The 16,729-nt window shown below is 63.8% G+C and carries 15 protein-coding genes; 3 read left to right on the top strand and 12 right to left on the bottom strand.

Features of this window, described 5'->3' with window-relative positions; translation table 11 throughout:
• Positions 1-81 precede the first annotated feature (81 nt).
• The 11 genes from ACK59L_RS11495 to ACK59L_RS11445 form a co-directional block, all read right to left on the bottom strand.
• Positions 82-840 (bottom strand): WecB/TagA/CpsF family glycosyltransferase, encoded by a 759-nt coding sequence (locus tag ACK59L_RS11495; protein WP_058639229.1) that lies wholly within the window; start codon positions 838-840, stop codon positions 82-84.
• A complete protein-coding gene (locus ACK59L_RS11490) occupies positions 840-2,027 on the bottom strand; it encodes a glycosyltransferase family 2 protein (protein WP_409273677.1) in 1,188 nt (395 codons plus the stop codon). Before ACK59L_RS11490 ends, ACK59L_RS11495 begins: the two co-directional genes overlap by 1 nt.
• The gene (locus ACK59L_RS11485; RefSeq protein ID WP_409273675.1) at positions 2,024-3,226 is read right to left on the bottom strand and encodes a glycosyltransferase; all 1,203 of its coding nucleotides are present in this window, start codon (positions 3,224-3,226) and stop codon (positions 2,024-2,026) included. Before ACK59L_RS11485 ends, ACK59L_RS11490 begins: the two co-directional genes overlap by 4 nt.
• A 49-nt stretch (positions 3,227-3,275) precedes the next feature.
• Positions 3,276-4,280: a DUF535 family protein gene (locus tag ACK59L_RS11480; protein WP_409273673.1), complete on the bottom strand. Its 1,005-nt coding sequence runs from the start codon at positions 4,278-4,280 to the stop codon at positions 3,276-3,278.
• Between the two features lie 9 nt (positions 4,281-4,289).
• Entirely contained in the window at positions 4,290-5,276 is a 987-nt protein-coding gene (locus ACK59L_RS11475; protein WP_409273671.1) for a glycosyltransferase family 2 protein, read from the bottom strand.
• On the bottom strand, positions 5,273-5,797 hold the full coding sequence (locus tag ACK59L_RS11470) for a serine O-acetyltransferase (protein ID WP_409273669.1): 525 nt from the start codon (positions 5,795-5,797) through the stop codon (positions 5,273-5,275). Before ACK59L_RS11470 ends, ACK59L_RS11475 begins: the two co-directional genes overlap by 4 nt.
• A 6-nt stretch (positions 5,798-5,803) precedes the next feature.
• Positions 5,804-6,757 carry a glycosyltransferase family 2 protein gene (locus ACK59L_RS11465; protein ID WP_409273667.1) on the bottom strand — a complete coding sequence of 318 codons (954 nt, stop codon included), beginning with the start codon at positions 6,755-6,757 and terminating at the stop codon, positions 5,804-5,806.
• Positions 6,750-7,367, bottom strand: coding sequence for an acyltransferase (locus ACK59L_RS11460; RefSeq protein ID WP_027916342.1), 618 nt, complete (start codon positions 7,365-7,367; stop codon positions 6,750-6,752). The genes ACK59L_RS11465 and ACK59L_RS11460 overlap by 8 nt, the downstream gene beginning before the upstream one ends.
• 104 nt (positions 7,368-7,471) lie before the next feature.
• The gene (locus tag ACK59L_RS11455; RefSeq protein ID WP_409273665.1) at positions 7,472-8,938 is read right to left on the bottom strand and encodes an FAD-dependent oxidoreductase; all 1,467 of its coding nucleotides are present in this window, start codon (positions 8,936-8,938) and stop codon (positions 7,472-7,474) included.
• Positions 8,935-9,147 carry a twin-arginine translocation signal domain-containing protein gene (locus tag ACK59L_RS11450; RefSeq protein ID WP_196135858.1) on the bottom strand — a complete coding sequence of 71 codons (213 nt, stop codon included), beginning with the start codon at positions 9,145-9,147 and terminating at the stop codon, positions 8,935-8,937. Before ACK59L_RS11450 ends, ACK59L_RS11455 begins: the two co-directional genes overlap by 4 nt.
• Positions 9,148-9,187: 40 nt before the next feature.
• Complete coding sequence (locus ACK59L_RS11445) at positions 9,188-10,564, bottom strand: oligosaccharide flippase family protein (protein WP_196135857.1); 1,377 nt, start codon at positions 10,562-10,564, stop codon at positions 9,188-9,190.
• A 95-nt stretch (positions 10,565-10,659) separates the two neighbouring features.
• Between ACK59L_RS11445 and ACK59L_RS11440 the strand changes: the two genes are divergently transcribed.
• The 3 genes from ACK59L_RS11440 (at position 10,660) to galE (ending at position 15,873) form a co-directional block, all read left to right on the top strand.
• Positions 10,660-12,195 carry an O-antigen ligase family protein gene (locus ACK59L_RS11440; protein ID WP_409273663.1) on the top strand — a complete coding sequence of 512 codons (1,536 nt, stop codon included), beginning with the start codon at positions 10,660-10,662 and terminating at the stop codon, positions 12,193-12,195.
• Complete coding sequence (locus ACK59L_RS11435) at positions 12,192-14,789, top strand: cellulase family glycosylhydrolase (RefSeq protein WP_409273661.1); 2,598 nt, start codon at positions 12,192-12,194, stop codon at positions 14,787-14,789. The genes ACK59L_RS11440 and ACK59L_RS11435 overlap by 4 nt, the downstream gene beginning before the upstream one ends.
• Positions 14,790-14,895: 106 nt before the next feature.
• Complete coding sequence (galE, locus tag ACK59L_RS11430) at positions 14,896-15,873, top strand: UDP-glucose 4-epimerase GalE (RefSeq protein WP_409273699.1); 978 nt, start codon at positions 14,896-14,898, stop codon at positions 15,871-15,873.
• A 40-nt stretch (positions 15,874-15,913) separates the two neighbouring features.
• Here galE and ACK59L_RS11425 read toward each other — a convergent pair whose 3' ends face one another.
• Positions 15,914-16,720 (bottom strand): CpsD/CapB family tyrosine-protein kinase, encoded by an 807-nt coding sequence (locus tag ACK59L_RS11425; protein WP_058604641.1) that lies wholly within the window; start codon positions 16,718-16,720, stop codon positions 15,914-15,916.
• Positions 16,721-16,729: the final 9 nt, after the last annotated feature.

Here is a 16,729-nt window from a genome sequence, read left to right as displayed (position 1 = left end):
GCGCGGGTGTCTGTAGCTGTGATATCACTGTAGCAGCCCGTCCTTGGCTGCGCGGTGCCTTCGGGCGACCGCGCCATGTCGTCAGCCGCCAGGATGCAGCGCTCGCCCTGCCCGGGCGAACCGCCGGGCGCGTAACAGGAACAGCGGGTTGCCCACCACGTAGCGCATGAACAGCCGCCGGGGCTCGCACAGCAAGCGGTACAACCACTCTGCACCCAGCCGCCTGACCCAGGCCGGTGCGCGATGGACCTTGCCGCCCATGAAGTCCAGCACGGCGCCGCCGCAAACGATCGTGCACACAAGGCCCGTGCCTTTGAGCGCAGCCGCCACGGCCTCCTGCTTGGGCATGCCCATGCCTAGCAGGATCAGATCCGGCCGATGCTCGGTCGCCAGGTGCAGGTACGTCGACACGTCGGCGAAGCCGTCATGCACCGAAACCGGCGTGACGCCATAGGTGGCAACGCAGCACTGAACAGCCTGCCCCAGATAAGGCTGGCGGGTGCCCCAGAAGGCCACGCGGCGCCCTGCGTAGGCGTGCACCAGCCGAGGAATGAAATCCGTGCCGTTCATGTTCAACCCTGGCGCCAACCCGAGCTGACGGTACAGCATCGCCATGCCCGAGCCATCGCGCAGCAGCACATCGGCGCCCAGCAGCGCCTCGCCATAGGCGTCGTCGCGAACGACCAGGTTCATGGCATGGGCATTGACGAAGCCCAGCACGGTCGGGGCTACAGGGGCAGCCAAGGCGTGCAGCAGGCGCTCAGCAGCCTCGCTATCCTCGACCACCTGCAGCTGGTCGATCACCGCGTGCCACCGTGCTGGCCACTGCTTTGCGGCCATCAATCGTCCTCCCGGCGAGAGCGCACCCACTCCACCTGGCGCTTGATCAGGAAGCCCACGTACACCGGCACCTTGCGCAAGGCGTAGAACGGCGCATACAGCAGCACCGAGAACGGGATCACGTCGCGGCAGAATCGGGCCCAGGCCAGCAGCACGGCAAGCGCCAATAGTAGCAATGCACTCAGGGCCATCCAGGCAGGTGTCGTCACGCCTGTCACGGCGTAGGCCACCCAGGTAAGGGCGTTGAGCCCCAGCAACATCAGGACCAGCAGGGCCAGCGGAGGCACCAGCACGTCCAGGGTCAAACCGGCCAAGGCCACGTTGCGCTGGCTGAAGGCAGCCCAGGCGCGACGGGGCGCATCGGCCAGCATCAGCCCCAGGTGCCCGTGCTCCCAACGCGTGCGCTGGCTGTTAAGGCCTTGCTCACTGGTCGGGAACTGACTGGTGACCAGCGCCTGCGGACAGAACAACGATGGCGTGCCCCGCTGGCAGAGGTCCAGGCCCAATTTCACGTCTTCGACCAGATGCCCGTTGGCCAGGTCTACGGCGGCCAAGTCCTGCCACGGGAACGCCATGCCCGAGCCCATGAGCTGGCAGGGCAAGCCCACCCGTGCCCAGCCACGGGGCCGGACCAGGTTCTTGACCCGCCAGGCGAACTCGGCCACCTGCACCTTGAGACCGGCACCTGCCGGCGCCTTCATGAGGTACAGCGCCTGCACCGGCCGGCCGCTCTGCGCGCAGCGGAGGGCCAATTGTTCGAGCGCCCCTTGCTCAGCACGGCAATCGGCATCGACGATGATCACCACCTGGGGCGGGTCGGCGGCCAGGTGACGCATACCGAAGTCCAGCGCATAGCCTTTACCCCGGCGCAAGGCATCCTGACGCACAACCACTTCAGCACCGCCCTCCTCGGCCCGTCGCGCTGTGTCGTCGCTGCAGTTGTCGGCCACGACCAGCAGGCGATCACCGGCTTGCAGTTGCGGCACCAGGCTCGCGAGCGTGGCGGCGATGATGCTGGCCTCGTCATGGGCCGGGACCAGCACGGCAAGCTGCGGGCGCGCCCGGGCAGCGACGGGTTGCGCACGAGCGGGAAGGTAGGCCAGCAACACCTGCCCCAGCAGCACCAGCACCGGAACCGAGACTAGGAGCGCCAGCCCCCCCAATAAGAACGTCAATACAGTGATCATGCCGTTGCCTTGAAATACTCGGCCAGCCGGGCCGCCTCAGTGTCCACATCATGCCGCTCCAACACCCGCGCATGGCCGGCTTCGCCCATCTGCTGCAGCGCCTCGACCGGCTGCTGGAGGCAGTCAGCCATGGCTTCGGTCAATTGTTCGACGTCCCCCGCTGGCACCAGCCAGCCGTTCTCGCCAGGGCGCACCAGTTCGGGGATACCTGCCACATAGGTGCTCAGCACAGGACGACGCAGCGCCATGGCCTCCATCAAGACCACGGGCAACCCTTCGGCGAAGCTGGGCAGCACCAAGGCACGCGCCGCAAGCATGTGCTCGCGCACCTGCTCACTGCCGATCCAGCCGGTGATGCGCACCTGTTGCTGCAGGCCATGATGGGCGATCAACCGCTCTATCTCGCCGCGCATCTCGCCATCACCGGCCAGCACCAGCTCGAAGGCTATGGAACGCGCCGCCAGCCGCGACGCGGCCTCCAGCAGCAGTAACTGGCCTTTCTGCTCGCACAGGCGGCCCACGCAAACCAGTCTCGGGGCCTGTGGTATCGCCACGCTGGGCACCTCATGAAACGCGCGTTCCAGACCGCAATGCACCACCTTGACCTTCGGCCAGTTGGCGTGCGCCACCCAGCGATACAGCTGGCTGCGTCCGTAGGCACTGACAGCTGCTACGAACGCTGCACGGTCGACCTTGTCGCCCAGGTGCAGGAACTGCGGCTTGTCGAACTCCTCCGGTCCGTGGACGGTGAAACTGAACGGCGGCCCACCCAGTGCGTGGACGAGCATGACGACTTCAGCGGAGTTGGTGCCAAAGTGGGCATGAACGTGGGAAGCCCCGCTTTGCTGCAGCCAGAGCAATACCTGGCAGGCTTCGGCCAGGTATACCAGGTGATACGGCCAGGCGCGGTCCGCCCTGTATCCCATGCGCAAGGCCAGGCTCAGGGTTTGGCCGAAACGCCGTGGTTGTGCCCGCAGCACGCGCCAGAGCGGTTTGAGCAAACCCGACAGCCCATGCTGTAGCACATACACCGTTTTGGCTTTCTCGCAGACATCCTCAGGGTCCTGCAACTGGGCGTCCCATCCGCGCAGGGCAATGCGCTGAACCGTAATGCCCAGGCGTTCAATCGCCAGGATTTCGCGCCGTATGAAACTGTGACTCACCTTCGGGTACTGATTGACGAAGTAAGCAATACGCATACGAATCCATATCCAAACCCGCTTGATGACACACCACGCCCGACAAGCCTTATGTACGGCCTTCTGTCAGGGGCGGAGCGTCCACTGCCGATGCATGCCCAGCGCATGCATCCCCTTGTAGTTCTTGTAGTTCATGGTTGCCGGCAGCGCCTGCCAAGGCCTTGTGCATGCGCGTGAAAACACCGTCGAGCAAAGCCTGCCGGCGGCGGTACATGGCCCGTTTCTTGGCGGGAATGTCCGATTCGGCGCGCTGTGCAGCCACCAGGGGTAGCTCGAAAAAACCGTTGCAGGGTGCCGGCTGGCCGCCGTGCTCCTGCCAGATAGCATCGTAGTCGGCCGCCAGTTCACGGCCGGTATCGGCGCCAAAATAGGGATGACGGTGGTGCCTGCAGCCGTCGCTGACGGCCAGTATGCGATCGACCGAGAGCGAGCGCGCCAGGCACTTGAGCGCTTCGAGCACCAGGCTGCGCGGGCGCAGGCCTTCGAAATGCTTGGTCAGGTCGCGGTAGATGGCCAGGGACGTTTCACTGTCGATGCCTTTGTGGATGCCTTGCACCGCGCCGATGAAAAGCGTCAACCTGCTCCCGTCATTCCACAGGGTGAAGGCCAGTGACGCGACCCGCAGGTCGCCCTGAAACAGGTTCAGGACCAACTCGCCTTCGCGCTTGAACCAGATCGGCCGGTCCAGCACCAGGCTGCAGGCCGGTGAATGGTCCGCCAAATCGCACAACACGCGGCGCTCATCGCGGCCTGTGACCAGCAGCACCGGCGCTTTAGCAGTCACCACTTCGAAATGCGAGGCCACGGCATCGAGCCGTTGGGCCACGTTCCAGCCGCTGCTGATGTAGGGCCATTGCACCATGCCCAGCGCGTCGTCCCCTACGCGCTGCCGCCATTGGGGGCCCAGTGCAGTCCTCATGCGCCCCATGAAGCGCTCGAGCGCGTGGCGATGGCTCACCATGAGCACGGCCAGCGCGCACTTGCTCTTCACGGCTCGCGGGGTGAAACCGGGTTGCAACGTCGATAGGCTGCTCACGAGGCGGACAAGCATCATGGGGTCATCTCATTTGTACTCGATCAGCGCTGATTTGCCGGGCAACAGCCGCTGGCGCCAGAATTTCAGTTGCCCCACTGCCTCTGGGAACTTGCCCAGTACCAGAAACAAGGCCTGCAACCTGCGTTGCCGGGGCGCCAGGCCGCCGCGCCTGGCCAACCGCAGGACTTGCAGTGGGTACAGCAGCAAGAGCGCCAGCCCCCCTACCCCGAACATCAGGCATGCCGCCAGTGTCAGCAGCGGGATCCCCAGCCCCCAGACCCAGGCACGGCGGGATTCACGCACCCAGTGCCGCTCGGGTGCAGCACCATGCAACCAGGCGCCTTCGGCATAAGCGTAGCCGGCGCGCATGCTGCGTCGCCACCATTGGCCGAAGCGCGTCATGGCTGCATCGTGCAAGGTCATTTCGGCGTCCAGGCGCCATATTTTCCAGCCCGCGGCTCGCAAACGTACACACAGCTCCGGCTCCTCGCCGGCAATCAGCCCCGCCCGGAAGCCGCCTACGCTGGCGAATGCCTGGGCTCGCATCAATGCGTCACCGCCACAGGCCTCGGCTTGGCCAACCGGGGTGTCCCACTCCAGGTCGCACAACTGGTTGTAGACGCTGTGCTGGGCAAAGCGCTCACGCCGCCGCCCGCAAACAACCGCAACCTCTGCATGCTGTTGCAAGAAGGCGTGGGCGGTGGGCAGCCACTGGGCGTCGATCTCGCAGTCGCCATCAACGAACTGCACCATGTCCAGACCGGGCTGCAACTGGTGCAGCCTGGCGAAGCCTTCGTTGCGCGCGCGGGCGGCAGTGAATGGGATACTCAAGTCCAGGGCCAGGACGTGTACACCCAACTGATGCGCGAGCTGAACCGAGCCATCGGTGGAGCCGGAATCCACGTACACCACCGTATCGACACGGCTCACCAGCGCGCGCAGGCAGCGCGCCAGGCGCTGGCCTTCGTTGCGACCGATCACCACGACGCCGATGCTCTCCAGGTGTGCGCTCACGGCATCACCTGCGTCGCAGGGCTGCACCTGGGCTTGACCACCGCCGGCACGCCCACGGCAATGCTGTTGTCCGGCACATCGACCAGCACGACGGCATTAGCGCCAATCACCACATTGTTGCCAATGCGTATGTCGCCCAGAATCTTGGCGCCGGTACCAATGTCCACATTGTTACCGAACACGGGCGCCACAGGCCGATCGACCTGCTTGAGCCCTACCACCACGCCGTTGCGAATGCGACAGTCGTCACCGAACCGGGCGTAGCCGCTGACGATGATGCCGCCGAAGTGATCGATGACGAAATTGCGGCCCACCAACGCCTCGCAAGGCAGTTCGACCCCGGTCAGGATCTGTACCAGCTTGAACAACACCTTGTAGACCAGCGAACAGAGCTTGCGCAGTGGCGCAGGCTTTACGCCATAGCGCCAGCGGCCGAACCGGTAGACCAACATCACCCAGAACCCCTGGGCTCCCCAGTCGCCACCGTGGGCCCGCAGATCGGCACGAATATTCTCGAACATGGCGCGCTACCTTGTCGGCTGGGTGGCGTAGCGGGTTTTGAACAGCAATGCCCACGTGGTGCGGCTGTGCAGCCAGCAGGCCTTCAAGGCCTCCCGCCCGCGCCGCTTGATCATCGCCTTGAGCGCCAGTATCACGTCACCCAGGCTCACCAGCCCCATATGCAGGGCAAGGCCCGCGCGGCCGTGGTGCTTGCGAAAGTACAGCAGCTCGCTTTCGATCTGATAAGTGGATATCTGCCGGCTCGCGGCTTCGAGCTGGGCCACCGACTTGGAGCTCTCGCCGCCGATATGCACCACCGTGGTGTGCGGGTAGAACACCACCTTCCAGCCCGCGGCCTTGACGCGCTTGCAGTGGTCGACCTCTTCGTAATACAGAAAGAAACGGGGGTCGAACAGCCCCACCTGGTCAAGGACTTCGCGGCGCACCAGATAGAAACATCCAGGCAGCCAATCGCATTCGCGCACCGAGCCATGATCCCAGCTCATGTCGTCGACGCGCTGTACGCCGGGGACGAAGCGTTCGAGCCCGGTGCGGGCGAGAAACACGTTGAGCGGCGTCGGAAAATACCGGCAGCTCGGTTGCAGGCTGCCATCGCGACCTTCGAGCCGAACACCGAGCACGCCACATTCCGGATGCGCCTGCATGTAGTCCAGCGTTTTGTGCAGCGCGTCCTGGGCCATGAAAGCGTCAGTATTGAGCAGCAGGGCGTACTGGCCTTGCAGGTGCGCCAGCAACTGGTTGTTGGCACGACCAAACCCTACGTTCTTCTGGTTGCTAAGCACCACTGCCTGAGGGCAGACCTGGGTCAGGCGTGCAAGTGAGTCGTCGGCCGAGGCGTTATCCACCACCAGGTAGCGCGCCAGATGCTCGCTGTCGGCGCTGCGCAAGGCATCGAACATGGGCTGCAGCAAACCGGCCGTGTTGAAATTGACCACCATCACATCCACCGGCTTAGCCATTGTCGCTGTCCCCGAAGAAGTACTGGCGCCGCTGGGCCATCAGCATGGGCTCCACCTGCGGGTCGAAGGCGCCCTTGCGCTGCTTGACGATGTCGATCCAGGGATAGGCTTCGCAGCGGGCTTCCACCCGTTTGATCAGCGCATCGGTGGTGCAGATGAAGGCCGCGGGGTTACCCCCGTAGACAGTGCCAGGCGGCACGTCCTTGGTCACCACGGCCCCGGCGGCCACGACGGAGTCCGGGCCGATGGTCACGCGCGGCATGACGATTGCGCCGTGACCGATGAAACAGTTGTCCTTGATGTCGATGAAGCCGACCGAGTCCAGGTGCTTGCCGAAGCGGTGCTCGATCAGCAGCACGACGCCGTCATGGCCAATGAGGGTGCAATCGGACAGGCCCACGCTGTTGCCGATGCGCACCAGCGATGGATCGGTCACGTTGCAACCCTGGTTGATGTAGACGTTGGTGCCCACCGAGTGAAAACCGCCCCAGCGGGCCAGGTAGGTGCCCCATTCCAGCCCCGCAGGGTTGCACATCTTCTTGTACAAACCGCGTGCCCGCCCCGTGCGGTGGGCATACTGCATTACGGCTCTGCGTATCCATCCCATCATGCTGCCTGGCCTCGCAATCGATGCAACCTGAGTTATCCCTGGGCGCCGCCGGTCTCGTTCTTGTGTGTGCTGACCGCCGCACCCCTTGTCCTAAAACGGGTGGATCACGCCGCGGCGCTCCTCTGGGCGCTCATGCGGGCATCGAGGTGTTCGGCCAGGCGCACGGCGAATTGCAACAGTGGCATGGTCGGGTTGGAGGCACCGCCGGTGGCGAAGATGCTGCTGCCGGCTGCATACAGGTTGTCGGTGCCGAACACTTTGCAGTCGCGGTCCACCACCCCATGACGGGCGTCGGCGGCCATGCGCGTGGTGCCCATGTGGTGGGCGTGCGGCGACAGCCTGAGCGGTACCGAGGTGTCGTAGACGAAGTCGTTGAGTTTGACGAACCCCAGGTTCTGCTTGGCCCACTGGGTCGCAAGCTCGGTGCCGATGCACTTGATCGTATGCCGGTCCTGCTCGTCGAGTACCCAGTTGACGTTGACCTTGGCCACGCCCAGCGCATCCTTCTCGTCGAGCAACGAGATCCGGCTGTGCAGGCTTGGAAACTGTTCGATCATGGTGCTGATGATGCCATCGCCTGGGCAGCTGAAGCTGGCGACAAAGGCCACCTTGCTGGCCACGCCCATGTCACAGGCCAAGGTTTCCAAAAAGTACTTGACCTCGGCGGTACGGCCGTAGGTTTGCACATCGGCCAGCAGGGCCGCGCGCACATTGCCCTTGCCGATCTTGAAATGCTCGATGAAGGCGTCGGTGGTGTAGTACTCGCGCGGGTCGGGATCAAGCCCTGACTTGAGGATGAACGTGCCCATGTCGATGTTCAGGTGCTCCATGAAACACCGGCCCACCAAGCCGTCCTGGCTAATCACCCCGGCCGCTGCCAGGGAGGTGCTGTTGAGCAGTTGCCGCGCGTTCTCGATGGCGCCTGCGGCGAGGATGAAATGCCGCGCGACCTGACGCTGGCGGTTGCCGGCGTAGTCTGACAGCAGCACCGCTGCGAGTCGGCCAGAGGCGGGGTCGAATTCCAGGTCTACGCAGTTGCAATTGATGAATACGTCCAGCCCTGGGGTTTGTTCCAGGGCGGTGGCGTACTTTTGGGCAAATCGGGTTGGGGTACTGAGCAGGAAGCGGTCCGGTTCGAACTCCTCGCCGTCCAGACCCGTGTTGATGGCGTGAAAGTCCGCACCAGCGGGCAAATCGACGATGTCCATGGCGGCGGGCAGGTAGCGCGCGATTTCGGCGTAGGCAATGGGCCAGCCTGGCAGGTCGCCTGGCGGTGCGATGGAAAAATCGGACGGGGTAAAGGGTCGGCAGCGGCCTGCCCAATGGTTTGAAGTACCGCCCAGGTAACGCAGCCGGGTCTGTTCGGCATACAGTTGCAGCCCACTGGAGGTGCAGGCGTACAGCTCCTGAGAGCGAGGTGCATAGTCATGGCCACCCCCCTCTGCCAGCAGCACGCTCCAGCCAGCCGCCGCCAGGCGCAACCCAAGCGTGATGCCGGCCGGGCCGGCGCCGATGATGCACACGTCGTAGCTGTCGCGCAGCGTCTTGTGTTCCTGAAAATCGGTGATCATGCCGACGGGCTCTTGAAATACTGGGACGGCAATACCCAGCCATTGATGACCACGAACGCCTCGCTGGCCTCGGCGGTGTGCCGTGGCAGCGTTTGGCCGGCGACCGCCGTTATCGGGCCCAGCACGGCGCCTGTCGCCCCTACCACCGCGCACCCCTTGAGAAACCCTCTGCGACCTACCTGTGACGCACACACGCTCTGCTTGCCCATGATCACCTGGCCATCCTCACAAAATTCCGACAGGTAGCGCTCAGATCCACTCGAACAAAGCGGTCAGCCCAGCCCCGCACAGCGCCCCGGCCACAAGGGCCGGCAGCACTGCAAGCTCGCGCTTGAGGCTGAACATACCCAGTTTGCTGTTCACGTAAACGATTAACACCAGGGTCGGCAGCGTGTGCAGGGCAACGCCCCAGATCGCCCAGTCCACCCCACCGAAATACAGCAGTACCGGCAGCAACCCCCACAACGACACCAGGCGGATGATGTTGTCCATGGCCTGGTACTTGGTCAGTCCCAAGGCGATCCAGACCTGATGGGCCAATGTATAGCGCAATGTGAGGAAGGACAGCGAGAGAATTGCGAGCATCGGCCCTGCTTCACGGTACCGCTCGTCGTACATCCAGCCAATCAGCAGCGGGCTGGCGGTCAGAAACCCCCCGCAGGTGAACAGCACCAGCAGGTCCACCAACAGCCGGAAACGGTGATACAGGGCCACCAGACGTTCGCGATCGTCAGCACGCGCCGCCTCGCTGAACGCAGGCAGCGCCACGGCGCCGACCACCTTCATGATGGCCATCTGCACCGCACCGAGGATCAACACCGCGATGGAGTACACCCCCAGCTGCGCCGCCGTCATGCTGGCACCGAACCAGATACGGTCACCATACATGGCCAGCACCCCGACCATCGAAGACAGCAGGATCCAGCGCCCGAACACGATCAGCTCGTTCAGGGCGGCGCGGTCCCAGTGCAAGCGGTTGCCAGGGCCTTCCAGCGCAGTGTGGCCCAGCACCGTCCAGGCCAGGGCAGACACCAGGCCAGCGCTGACCAGCGCCCAAATGGAATGGGTCAGGTAGCCCACCACAAGCATCACCAGCAGGCCCGCGACTTGGGACGCCAGGTCGACCAGCACCACGCGCTTTTGTTGGAAGGTTCGCACTGCCACGTCTATCTTGGTGGACTGAAAACCCCAGATCACGGCAGACAGGCCGGTGATGGCCAGCACCGCCGGCAACACGGGTGCCGCATACGTCGCGTCCGCAGGCCATAGCTCAGCCACCTGCGCCAGCCACGCGCCTAAGGCCAGCAGCAGGGTCAAGGCGAACAGGATGAAGCCGCGAATGATCTGCACGGTCCAGGCCGTGTTGAGGAAAACGGGGTCGTCACCCCGGTGACTCTGGATGATGTTCTGGCGCAGGCCCACATCGGAGAGCAAGTGAAGCAGTACCGAAACCGTGGTGGCGATGACCATGACCCCGAACATCTCCGGGACCAGGATACGCGCCATGATCAGGTTGCCGCCCAGGCGCATCAGTTGGGAAGCCACTTGCGAGACCAGGTTCCATGAACCCGCCCGCAAGGCCCGCGAGCGCAGGCTCGTGGTGGCTGACACCTCAATCGACGGCATGGGTTCAATCTCTGACTGAATGGCTAAAAGTCACTATAGTTTCAATTAGCCATGATGCTAGCCGTGGCCCACCGAAAGGAAGGTGTAAATAGCTGATGCCTGAACATTTTCGCGCGTTGATCGTCATCCTGTTTCTGGCCAGCGTGGTATTCGTGCTGGCTCGGCGCCCTGCCACCGACCTGATCCCGCTGCGCGATTTCAAGCGCCGGCGCAACCTGTGGTTTTTGCTGACGGTGCTGGCGTTCATCTCCCACAGCTTCTGGCTGTACCTGGCGGCAGGCGGGCTTATCCTGTACCTGGCCGGGCGCCGTGAGCATAACCCCATGGCGCTGTTCTACCTGCTGCTGTTCCTGATCCCTCCGGCGGCGGCGCAGGTACCGGGGTTCGGCGTGGTCAACTACCTGGTCGACCTCAACCACATCCGCCTGTTGACGCTGTGCGTGCTGCTACCGGCCGCACTGACCCTGCGTCGGCAGCCGGACACGCTGCGCTTCGGCCGCACCTGGCCAGATCGTCTGCTGGCAGCGAGCTTGGTGTTGATGAGTGTGCTCTACTTGCGCGAAACCACGCCCACCGACACCCTGCGCCAGACGCTGTACCTGTATGTCGATGTGTTCCTGCCCTACTACGTGGCCAGCCGTGGGTTGCGCCAGGTCAGCGACTTCAAGGACGCCATGCTGGCCTTTGTGCTGGTCGGTTTCCTGCTGGCGTTGATCGGGGTCGCCGAGTACGTACGCCACTGGTTGCTGTACAGCGCCCTGATCGACGCCATGGGTGTGCCCTGGAGCCTGTCAGGCTACCTGAGCCGCGGCGGTGCCCTGCGGGCCAGCGTTACCACGGGCCAGGCCATCGTGCTGGGTTATGTGATGAGCGTCGCCATTGGTCTGTTCCTGTTCGTGCAAGGTTACCTGCGCCGTCCGTTGCACCGCTGGATGGGCGCGTTGTTGCTGGCTGCCGGTCTGTTCGCGCCGCTCTCACGCGGGCCCTGGATCGGCGCTGCGGTGATCGTGGTGGTGTTCGTGGCACTGGGCAGGGGTGCCGTGCGGCGCCTGGCCCTGCTGGCTACGGCGGGGGGGCTCGCACTGCCGCTGCTAGGCGTGATACCCGGTGGCGATAAAGTGCTGGACCTGCTGCCGTTCATTGGCAACCTTGAAAAAGAGAACATCACCTACCGCGAGCGGCTCATGGACAATGCCTGGATCGTCATTCAGCGCAATCCGTTGTTCGGCTCGTTCGATTTTCGCAACACGCCCGAAATGCAGTCGATGATCCAGGGAGAAGGCATCATTGATATCGTCAATTCCTACATCAATTTGGCCCTGCACGTCGGCTTGGTCGGGCTTGGATTGTTCGTGGCCTTTTTTGCCGTGGTGCTGCGCGGCCTCTACAAGGCCATGCGCAGCTTCGACGACAAGGATGACGAACGTCGCCAGCTTGGCCGGGTGTTGCTGGCGACATTGATCGGCATCCTGGTGATCATCTTCACCGTCAGCAGCATCACCTTCATCCCGGTGGTGTACTGGTCCATCGCCGGATTGGCTGTGGCCTACACCCACATGGCCCGCCGGCAGCACGCGCTCGCTACGCCCACTTACGACATCCCCTCTGCGCAACCCAGGAGCCTTTCATGACCCTGTCTGCCATGCGTGCCCTGCTGAGCCTGACCGCCCTGTACGCCCTGGCCTTGCCCATCAACGTTCAGGCCGAGGCGTGGCAGGTCAGCATCGATGAGCAGAACGGCCTGCCGGTGGTAACACAGGGTGGCGGGCCGGTGATGAGCGCCAAGTTCGACTTCTGGGCGCAGGCCTGGAGCTGGACGGGTTTCCAGACGGCCCTGAGCGTCGATGCCCCGGCACGCTACACCTTGCAGGGGCAGAACAAGGCCCTGGATTTCGAGCTCAAGGCGGCAATCACCCAGGTGCAACCGCAAACCTTGGCGTGGGACTTCGACCTTGATGCCCATAGCCGCCAGCGCGATGTGATAGGCGGCGGCATGGTGTTCCAGTTCGACCCGGCGCAGATCGCAGGGGTCATGGGTGCCCCGCAACTGCTGGCCGGTAACCGCGGGTGGTCCTGGGGCGGTGCCGAACAGGGCCGGCGTGTAGAGATGCGTTTCGACCCACCCTTGGCCAAGGTCTACTTCGAGCGCGGCAACCCCTCGGAGCTGCGCGCCTTCTTCTACAAAGACGACATCGCCCCCGGCAAGCAACAGCTCAAGGCCACGCTGAACGTGACGGGGGACATCGCACTGGCGCCCACGCCAACCGAGCGCTTCGGCCTGGTGGACCCAAAGGCCTGGCCACTGGACCAGTTGGACTGGCGCACATCACCGGTGGACCTGTCGTTTCTCAATGCGCAGCAAAAACCCGCCGGCAAACACGGCTTCGTCAAGGCGTCCGGTGAACAGCTGGTGTTCGAGGACAACACGCCCGCGCGGTTCTGGGGCACCAACCTGTCGGCCTACGCCCTGTTCAAGAGCCCTGACGAGGAGATTGTCCAGCAGGCCAAACGCCTGTCAGCGCTGGGCTTCAACCTTGTACGGCTGCACCATCACGACTCGCCCTGGGTGAGCCCCAATGTATTTGGTGACGGTACGCTGGTACGCAACACCCAACAGGTGGACGCCGAGTCCATGCGCAAGCTTGACCTCTGGATCAAGGCGCTGAAGGACGAGGGCATCTACATCTGGCTGGACCTGCACGTGCAACGCGCCCTGACCGCCCAGGACGGTATCGATGACTTTGGCGAACTGGCCAAGGGCGAAGCGCGGGTCGACCTGAAGGGCTACGCCTACGTCAACGGCAGCATCCAGCAGGCGATGAAACGCTTTGCCACTCAGTACCTGGCCCATGTAAACCCCCTGACAGGGCTGGCTTACAAAGATGACCCCGCCATCGCGGCTATCCTGCTCACCAACGAGAACGACATCACCCAGCACTACGGCAACGCCCTGCTCCCGGACAAGGATGTGCCCCGCCACAGTCAGCGTTACATGGCCGCTGCCAAAGCGTTCGCCAGCCAGCACGACCTGCCCGCAGACCTGACCTGGCGGGCCTGGCAGCCTGGCCCCTCCAAGCTGTTTCTCAACGACCTCGAGCAGCGCTTCAATGCCGACATGATCGCGCACCTGCGCGCCCTAGGGGTAAGAGTGCCGATCGCCACCACCAGCACCTGGGGAGGCAATGGCCTGAGTGCCCTGCCCGCCCTCACGGTGGGTGATGTCATCGATGCCCACAGCTACGGTGCCAGCGGCCAGCTGGAGAAGAACCCGCTGACCAGTGATGGTTTGATCGACTGGCTGGCCGCCGCCCAGGTCGTGGGCAAGCCGTTGACGGTCAGCGAATGGAACGCCGAGCCATTCCCGTTGCCTGACCGGCACTCCCTGCCGCTGTATATCGCCGGCACCGCCAGCCACCAGGGTTGGGACGCCATGCTGCAGTACGCCTACAGTCAACAGGCGTTCAACCCCGGCTGGCGCACGGCAGACAACTGGCATGCCTACAATGATCCGGCATTGCTTGCCACCCTGCCGGCTGCGGCGCTGATGTATCGGCGCGGGGACGTTCGACCCGCCAGTACCCACTACGTATTCGCGCCCAGCCCCGATACCTTGTTCAATCAGGAGATCACCCCGCGTACTTCGGCGCTGCTGCGCACGGCGGTTGGTCTGGGCCAGCTGCAGATCGCCTTGCCTGCCACGCCCGAGTTGCCCTGGCTCAAACCTGCTGCCATCGCTGACGGAGCTACCGTGCTGCACGATCCTGCCCAGGCGTTGCTGCCGGCAGACGCGACTGAGTCGGTGAGCGATACCGGCGAGCTCAAGCGCAACTGGCAGTCGGGCCTCTACACCATCGACACCCCGCTCACCCAAGCGGTGACGGGCTGGCTGGGCGGGCGCACGATCACGTTGGCTGATGTCCAGGTGCAGGCGAGCACGCCCTACGCCAGTGTCGCCGTGCAAAGCCTCGACGGGGTCGTGCTAGGCCAGTCGCGCAGCATGCTGGTGTCCCTGGGCACGCGAGCGGTGCCCCAGCCTGAGCAAAACACACGCTTTCATGTCGAGCCGCTCAAGGCCGAGCTGAGCATCAAGGCGCCTGCTGGGTTGAAACTGTTCGCCCGCGATGCCCAGGCGCAGCTCAAACCCCTGCCCGCCAGCTACCGAGATGGGCGTTATCACATCATCCTGGACGGCACCTACATGTCCAATTGGCTGTTCTTGAAATAGGGCAGATGGCCATCTACGCTCAGGGCACCTGTTAGCCGAGCATCCCGCCTGCATGTTCCAGGGACGGTTCACGGTGTCTGTCGACAGCGGCTTCGTGGAGGTGTGGATGAGGTACCTGGTGGTGGGGGGCTCGGGCTACATTGGCTCGCACATGGTCGGCTATCTGTTGGCTGCCGGGCATTCAGTGGTTGTAGCGGACCTGGTATCGCCAGGGCCGGGCATTCAGTGGGCCCGATTGGATATCGCCGATGAAGCTGCGCTCAACGTGCTGTTCGGCATGTGCACGTTCGACGCGGTGTTTCATTTTGCCTCGTTCATCCAGGTGGGCGAATCGGTCAGCGCACCGGGCAAGTATTACCAGAACAACGTCGCCGCTACCCTGTCGCTGCTGCAGGCGATGGTCAACGCAGGTATCAAGTGCCTGATTTTCTCCTCCACAGCGGCTGTGTACGGGGATCCGCAGTACGTGCCCATCGACGAGGCCCATCCCAAGTCGCCGATCAACCCGTATGGGCTGAGCAAGTGGATGGTGGAACAGATTCTTGAGGACTTCGATCGGGCCTATGGGCTCAAGTCGGTGTGCCTGCGCTATTTCAATGCCGCAGGCGCCGACCCGGCCGGAATGCTCGGCGAGCGCCATGAGCCGGAGACACACCTGATCCCGCTCATCCTCCAGGCCGCCTCGGGCCGGCGCGAGGCAGTCACGGTGTTCGGCCGGGACTACCCCACCCCCGACGGCACGTGCATCCGCGATTACGTCCATGTGACTGATCTGGCCTGCGCCCATGCACTGGCCGTGGACTACCTGCTCGAAGGCGGTGAACGTGCAGTGTTCAACCTGGGCAATGGCCAGGGGTTCTCGGTGCAGGAGGTCATTGATGCGGCCAGGGCCGTGACGGGCCGCCCCATCACCGCGCTGGATGCACCGCGCCGCGCAGGCGACCCGCCTCGACTGGTGGCCGATGCCAGCAAGGCCATGCAGGTGCTGGGTTGGCGGCCTGTGCACGCGGAGCTGGAAGTGATCGTGGCCCACGCCTGGCAGTGGGAGCGACAGTACCCGTGGCCTGCGATGTCGTGGCGTTGAGCGTCTGCCAGGGGCTGCGTGGTGACGCCCCTGAACGCGCTCAGTAGTAGGGCTGCGGTTTTTCGTCGGCCTTGTTCAGGACGGTGCCAATCAGGTTCGCCGTGCCCAGATGGTGCAAGCAGTCCTCGATCTCTTTTTTGGTGTTCATGCCGTTGGCCACCACCAACAGCACGCAGTCGAACGTGGGCAGCACGGTGATCGCATCGTCGGAGCTGAGCAGCGGTGGCAAGTCGAAGATGCAGATACGCGAGGCATAGCGATTGCGCAGGTCGCTGACCAGGTGGGTGACCTTGGGTGAGCACAATACTTCGGTCGACATGGGGACCGGCACCCGCGTCGGCAGTACGACGAAGCGAGGCAATGTCGGGTTCACCAGGCAATCCTGCAATGGCGCCTGGTCATCGAGAAACTCGTTCAACGAGCAGTCCATGGGTAACCCCAGGCTTCTGCCGACGCGGGGGCGCCGCAGGTCGAAATCCACCAGCAAGGCCGTGCGGGTGGTGTAGTGGGCAATGCTCATGGCCAGGTTGATAGCCAGTACCGTCTTGCCCGCTTCGGGGGTGGGGGAAGTAATGGCCAGGGTACGCCAGCCATTTTCCTCCATGGTCCTGAGCACCTGGGTACGCAGCAGGTCAATGGGCCCATTCATGCTGGAGTTCTTGTTGTAGGCAACGATGCGATGACGTTCCAAGTGGTCGGCCTTGAGCGCCACCACCTTGGTATTGACGTAGTCGAACTGCCCCGGGACTTCGGCAAGCGCGGTGCCAGGTGCCGGGGTCACGGCCTGGGGCGTACCTGGAGTGACCGGGTGAAGGGTATTGCCATAAGCCGGTGTATTCCTGTCCATCACTGCTTT

Origin of the sequence: Pseudomonas sp. KCJK9111 (genome assembly GCF_046231935.1) — a bacterium.
In the GTDB taxonomy this organism is placed as follows: Bacteria; Pseudomonadota; Gammaproteobacteria; order Pseudomonadales; family Pseudomonadaceae; genus Aquipseudomonas; species Aquipseudomonas parafulva_B.
Note: the sequence above shows the minus strand (reverse complement) of the source record. Positions and strands in the feature narration are given on the sequence as shown.

Bases quoted from the DNA above. Each gene is read 5' to 3' on its own strand.
- ACK59L_RS11495 (WP_058639229.1), bottom strand. From the start codon at position 840: ATGGCCGCAAAGCAGTGGCCAGCACGGTGGCACGCGGTGATCGACCAG.
- ACK59L_RS11490 (WP_409273677.1), bottom strand. From the start codon at position 2,027: ATGATCACTGTATTGACGTTCTTATTGGGGGGGCTGGCGCTCCTAGTC.
- ACK59L_RS11485 (WP_409273675.1), bottom strand. From the start codon at position 3,226: ATGCGTATTGCTTACTTCGTCAATCAGTACCCGAAGGTGAGTCACAGT.
- ACK59L_RS11480 (WP_409273673.1), bottom strand. From the start codon at position 4,280: ATGATGCTTGTCCGCCTCGTGAGCAGCCTATCGACGTTGCAACCCGGT.
- ACK59L_RS11470 (WP_409273669.1), bottom strand. From the start codon at position 5,797: ATGTTCGAGAATATTCGTGCCGATCTGCGGGCCCACGGTGGCGACTGG.
- ACK59L_RS11465 (WP_409273667.1), bottom strand. From the start codon at position 6,757: ATGGCTAAGCCGGTGGATGTGATGGTGGTCAATTTCAACACGGCCGGT.
- ACK59L_RS11460 (WP_027916342.1), bottom strand. From the start codon at position 7,367: ATGATGGGATGGATACGCAGAGCCGTAATGCAGTATGCCCACCGCACG.
- ACK59L_RS11455 (WP_409273665.1), bottom strand. From the start codon at position 8,938: ATGATCACCGATTTTCAGGAACACAAGACGCTGCGCGACAGCTACGAC.
- ACK59L_RS11450 (WP_196135858.1), bottom strand. From the start codon at position 9,147: ATGGGCAAGCAGAGCGTGTGTGCGTCACAGGTAGGTCGCAGAGGGTTT.
- ACK59L_RS11445 (WP_196135857.1), bottom strand. From the start codon at position 10,564: ATGCCGTCGATTGAGGTGTCAGCCACCACGAGCCTGCGCTCGCGGGCC.
- ACK59L_RS11440 (WP_409273663.1), top strand. From the start codon at position 10,660: ATGCCTGAACATTTTCGCGCGTTGATCGTCATCCTGTTTCTGGCCAGC.
- ACK59L_RS11435 (WP_409273661.1), top strand. From the start codon at position 12,192: ATGACCCTGTCTGCCATGCGTGCCCTGCTGAGCCTGACCGCCCTGTAC.
- galE (WP_409273699.1), top strand. From the start codon at position 14,896: ATGAGGTACCTGGTGGTGGGGGGCTCGGGCTACATTGGCTCGCACATG.
- ACK59L_RS11425 (WP_058604641.1), bottom strand. From the start codon at position 16,720: ATGGACAGGAATACACCGGCTTATGGCAATACCCTTCACCCGGTCACT.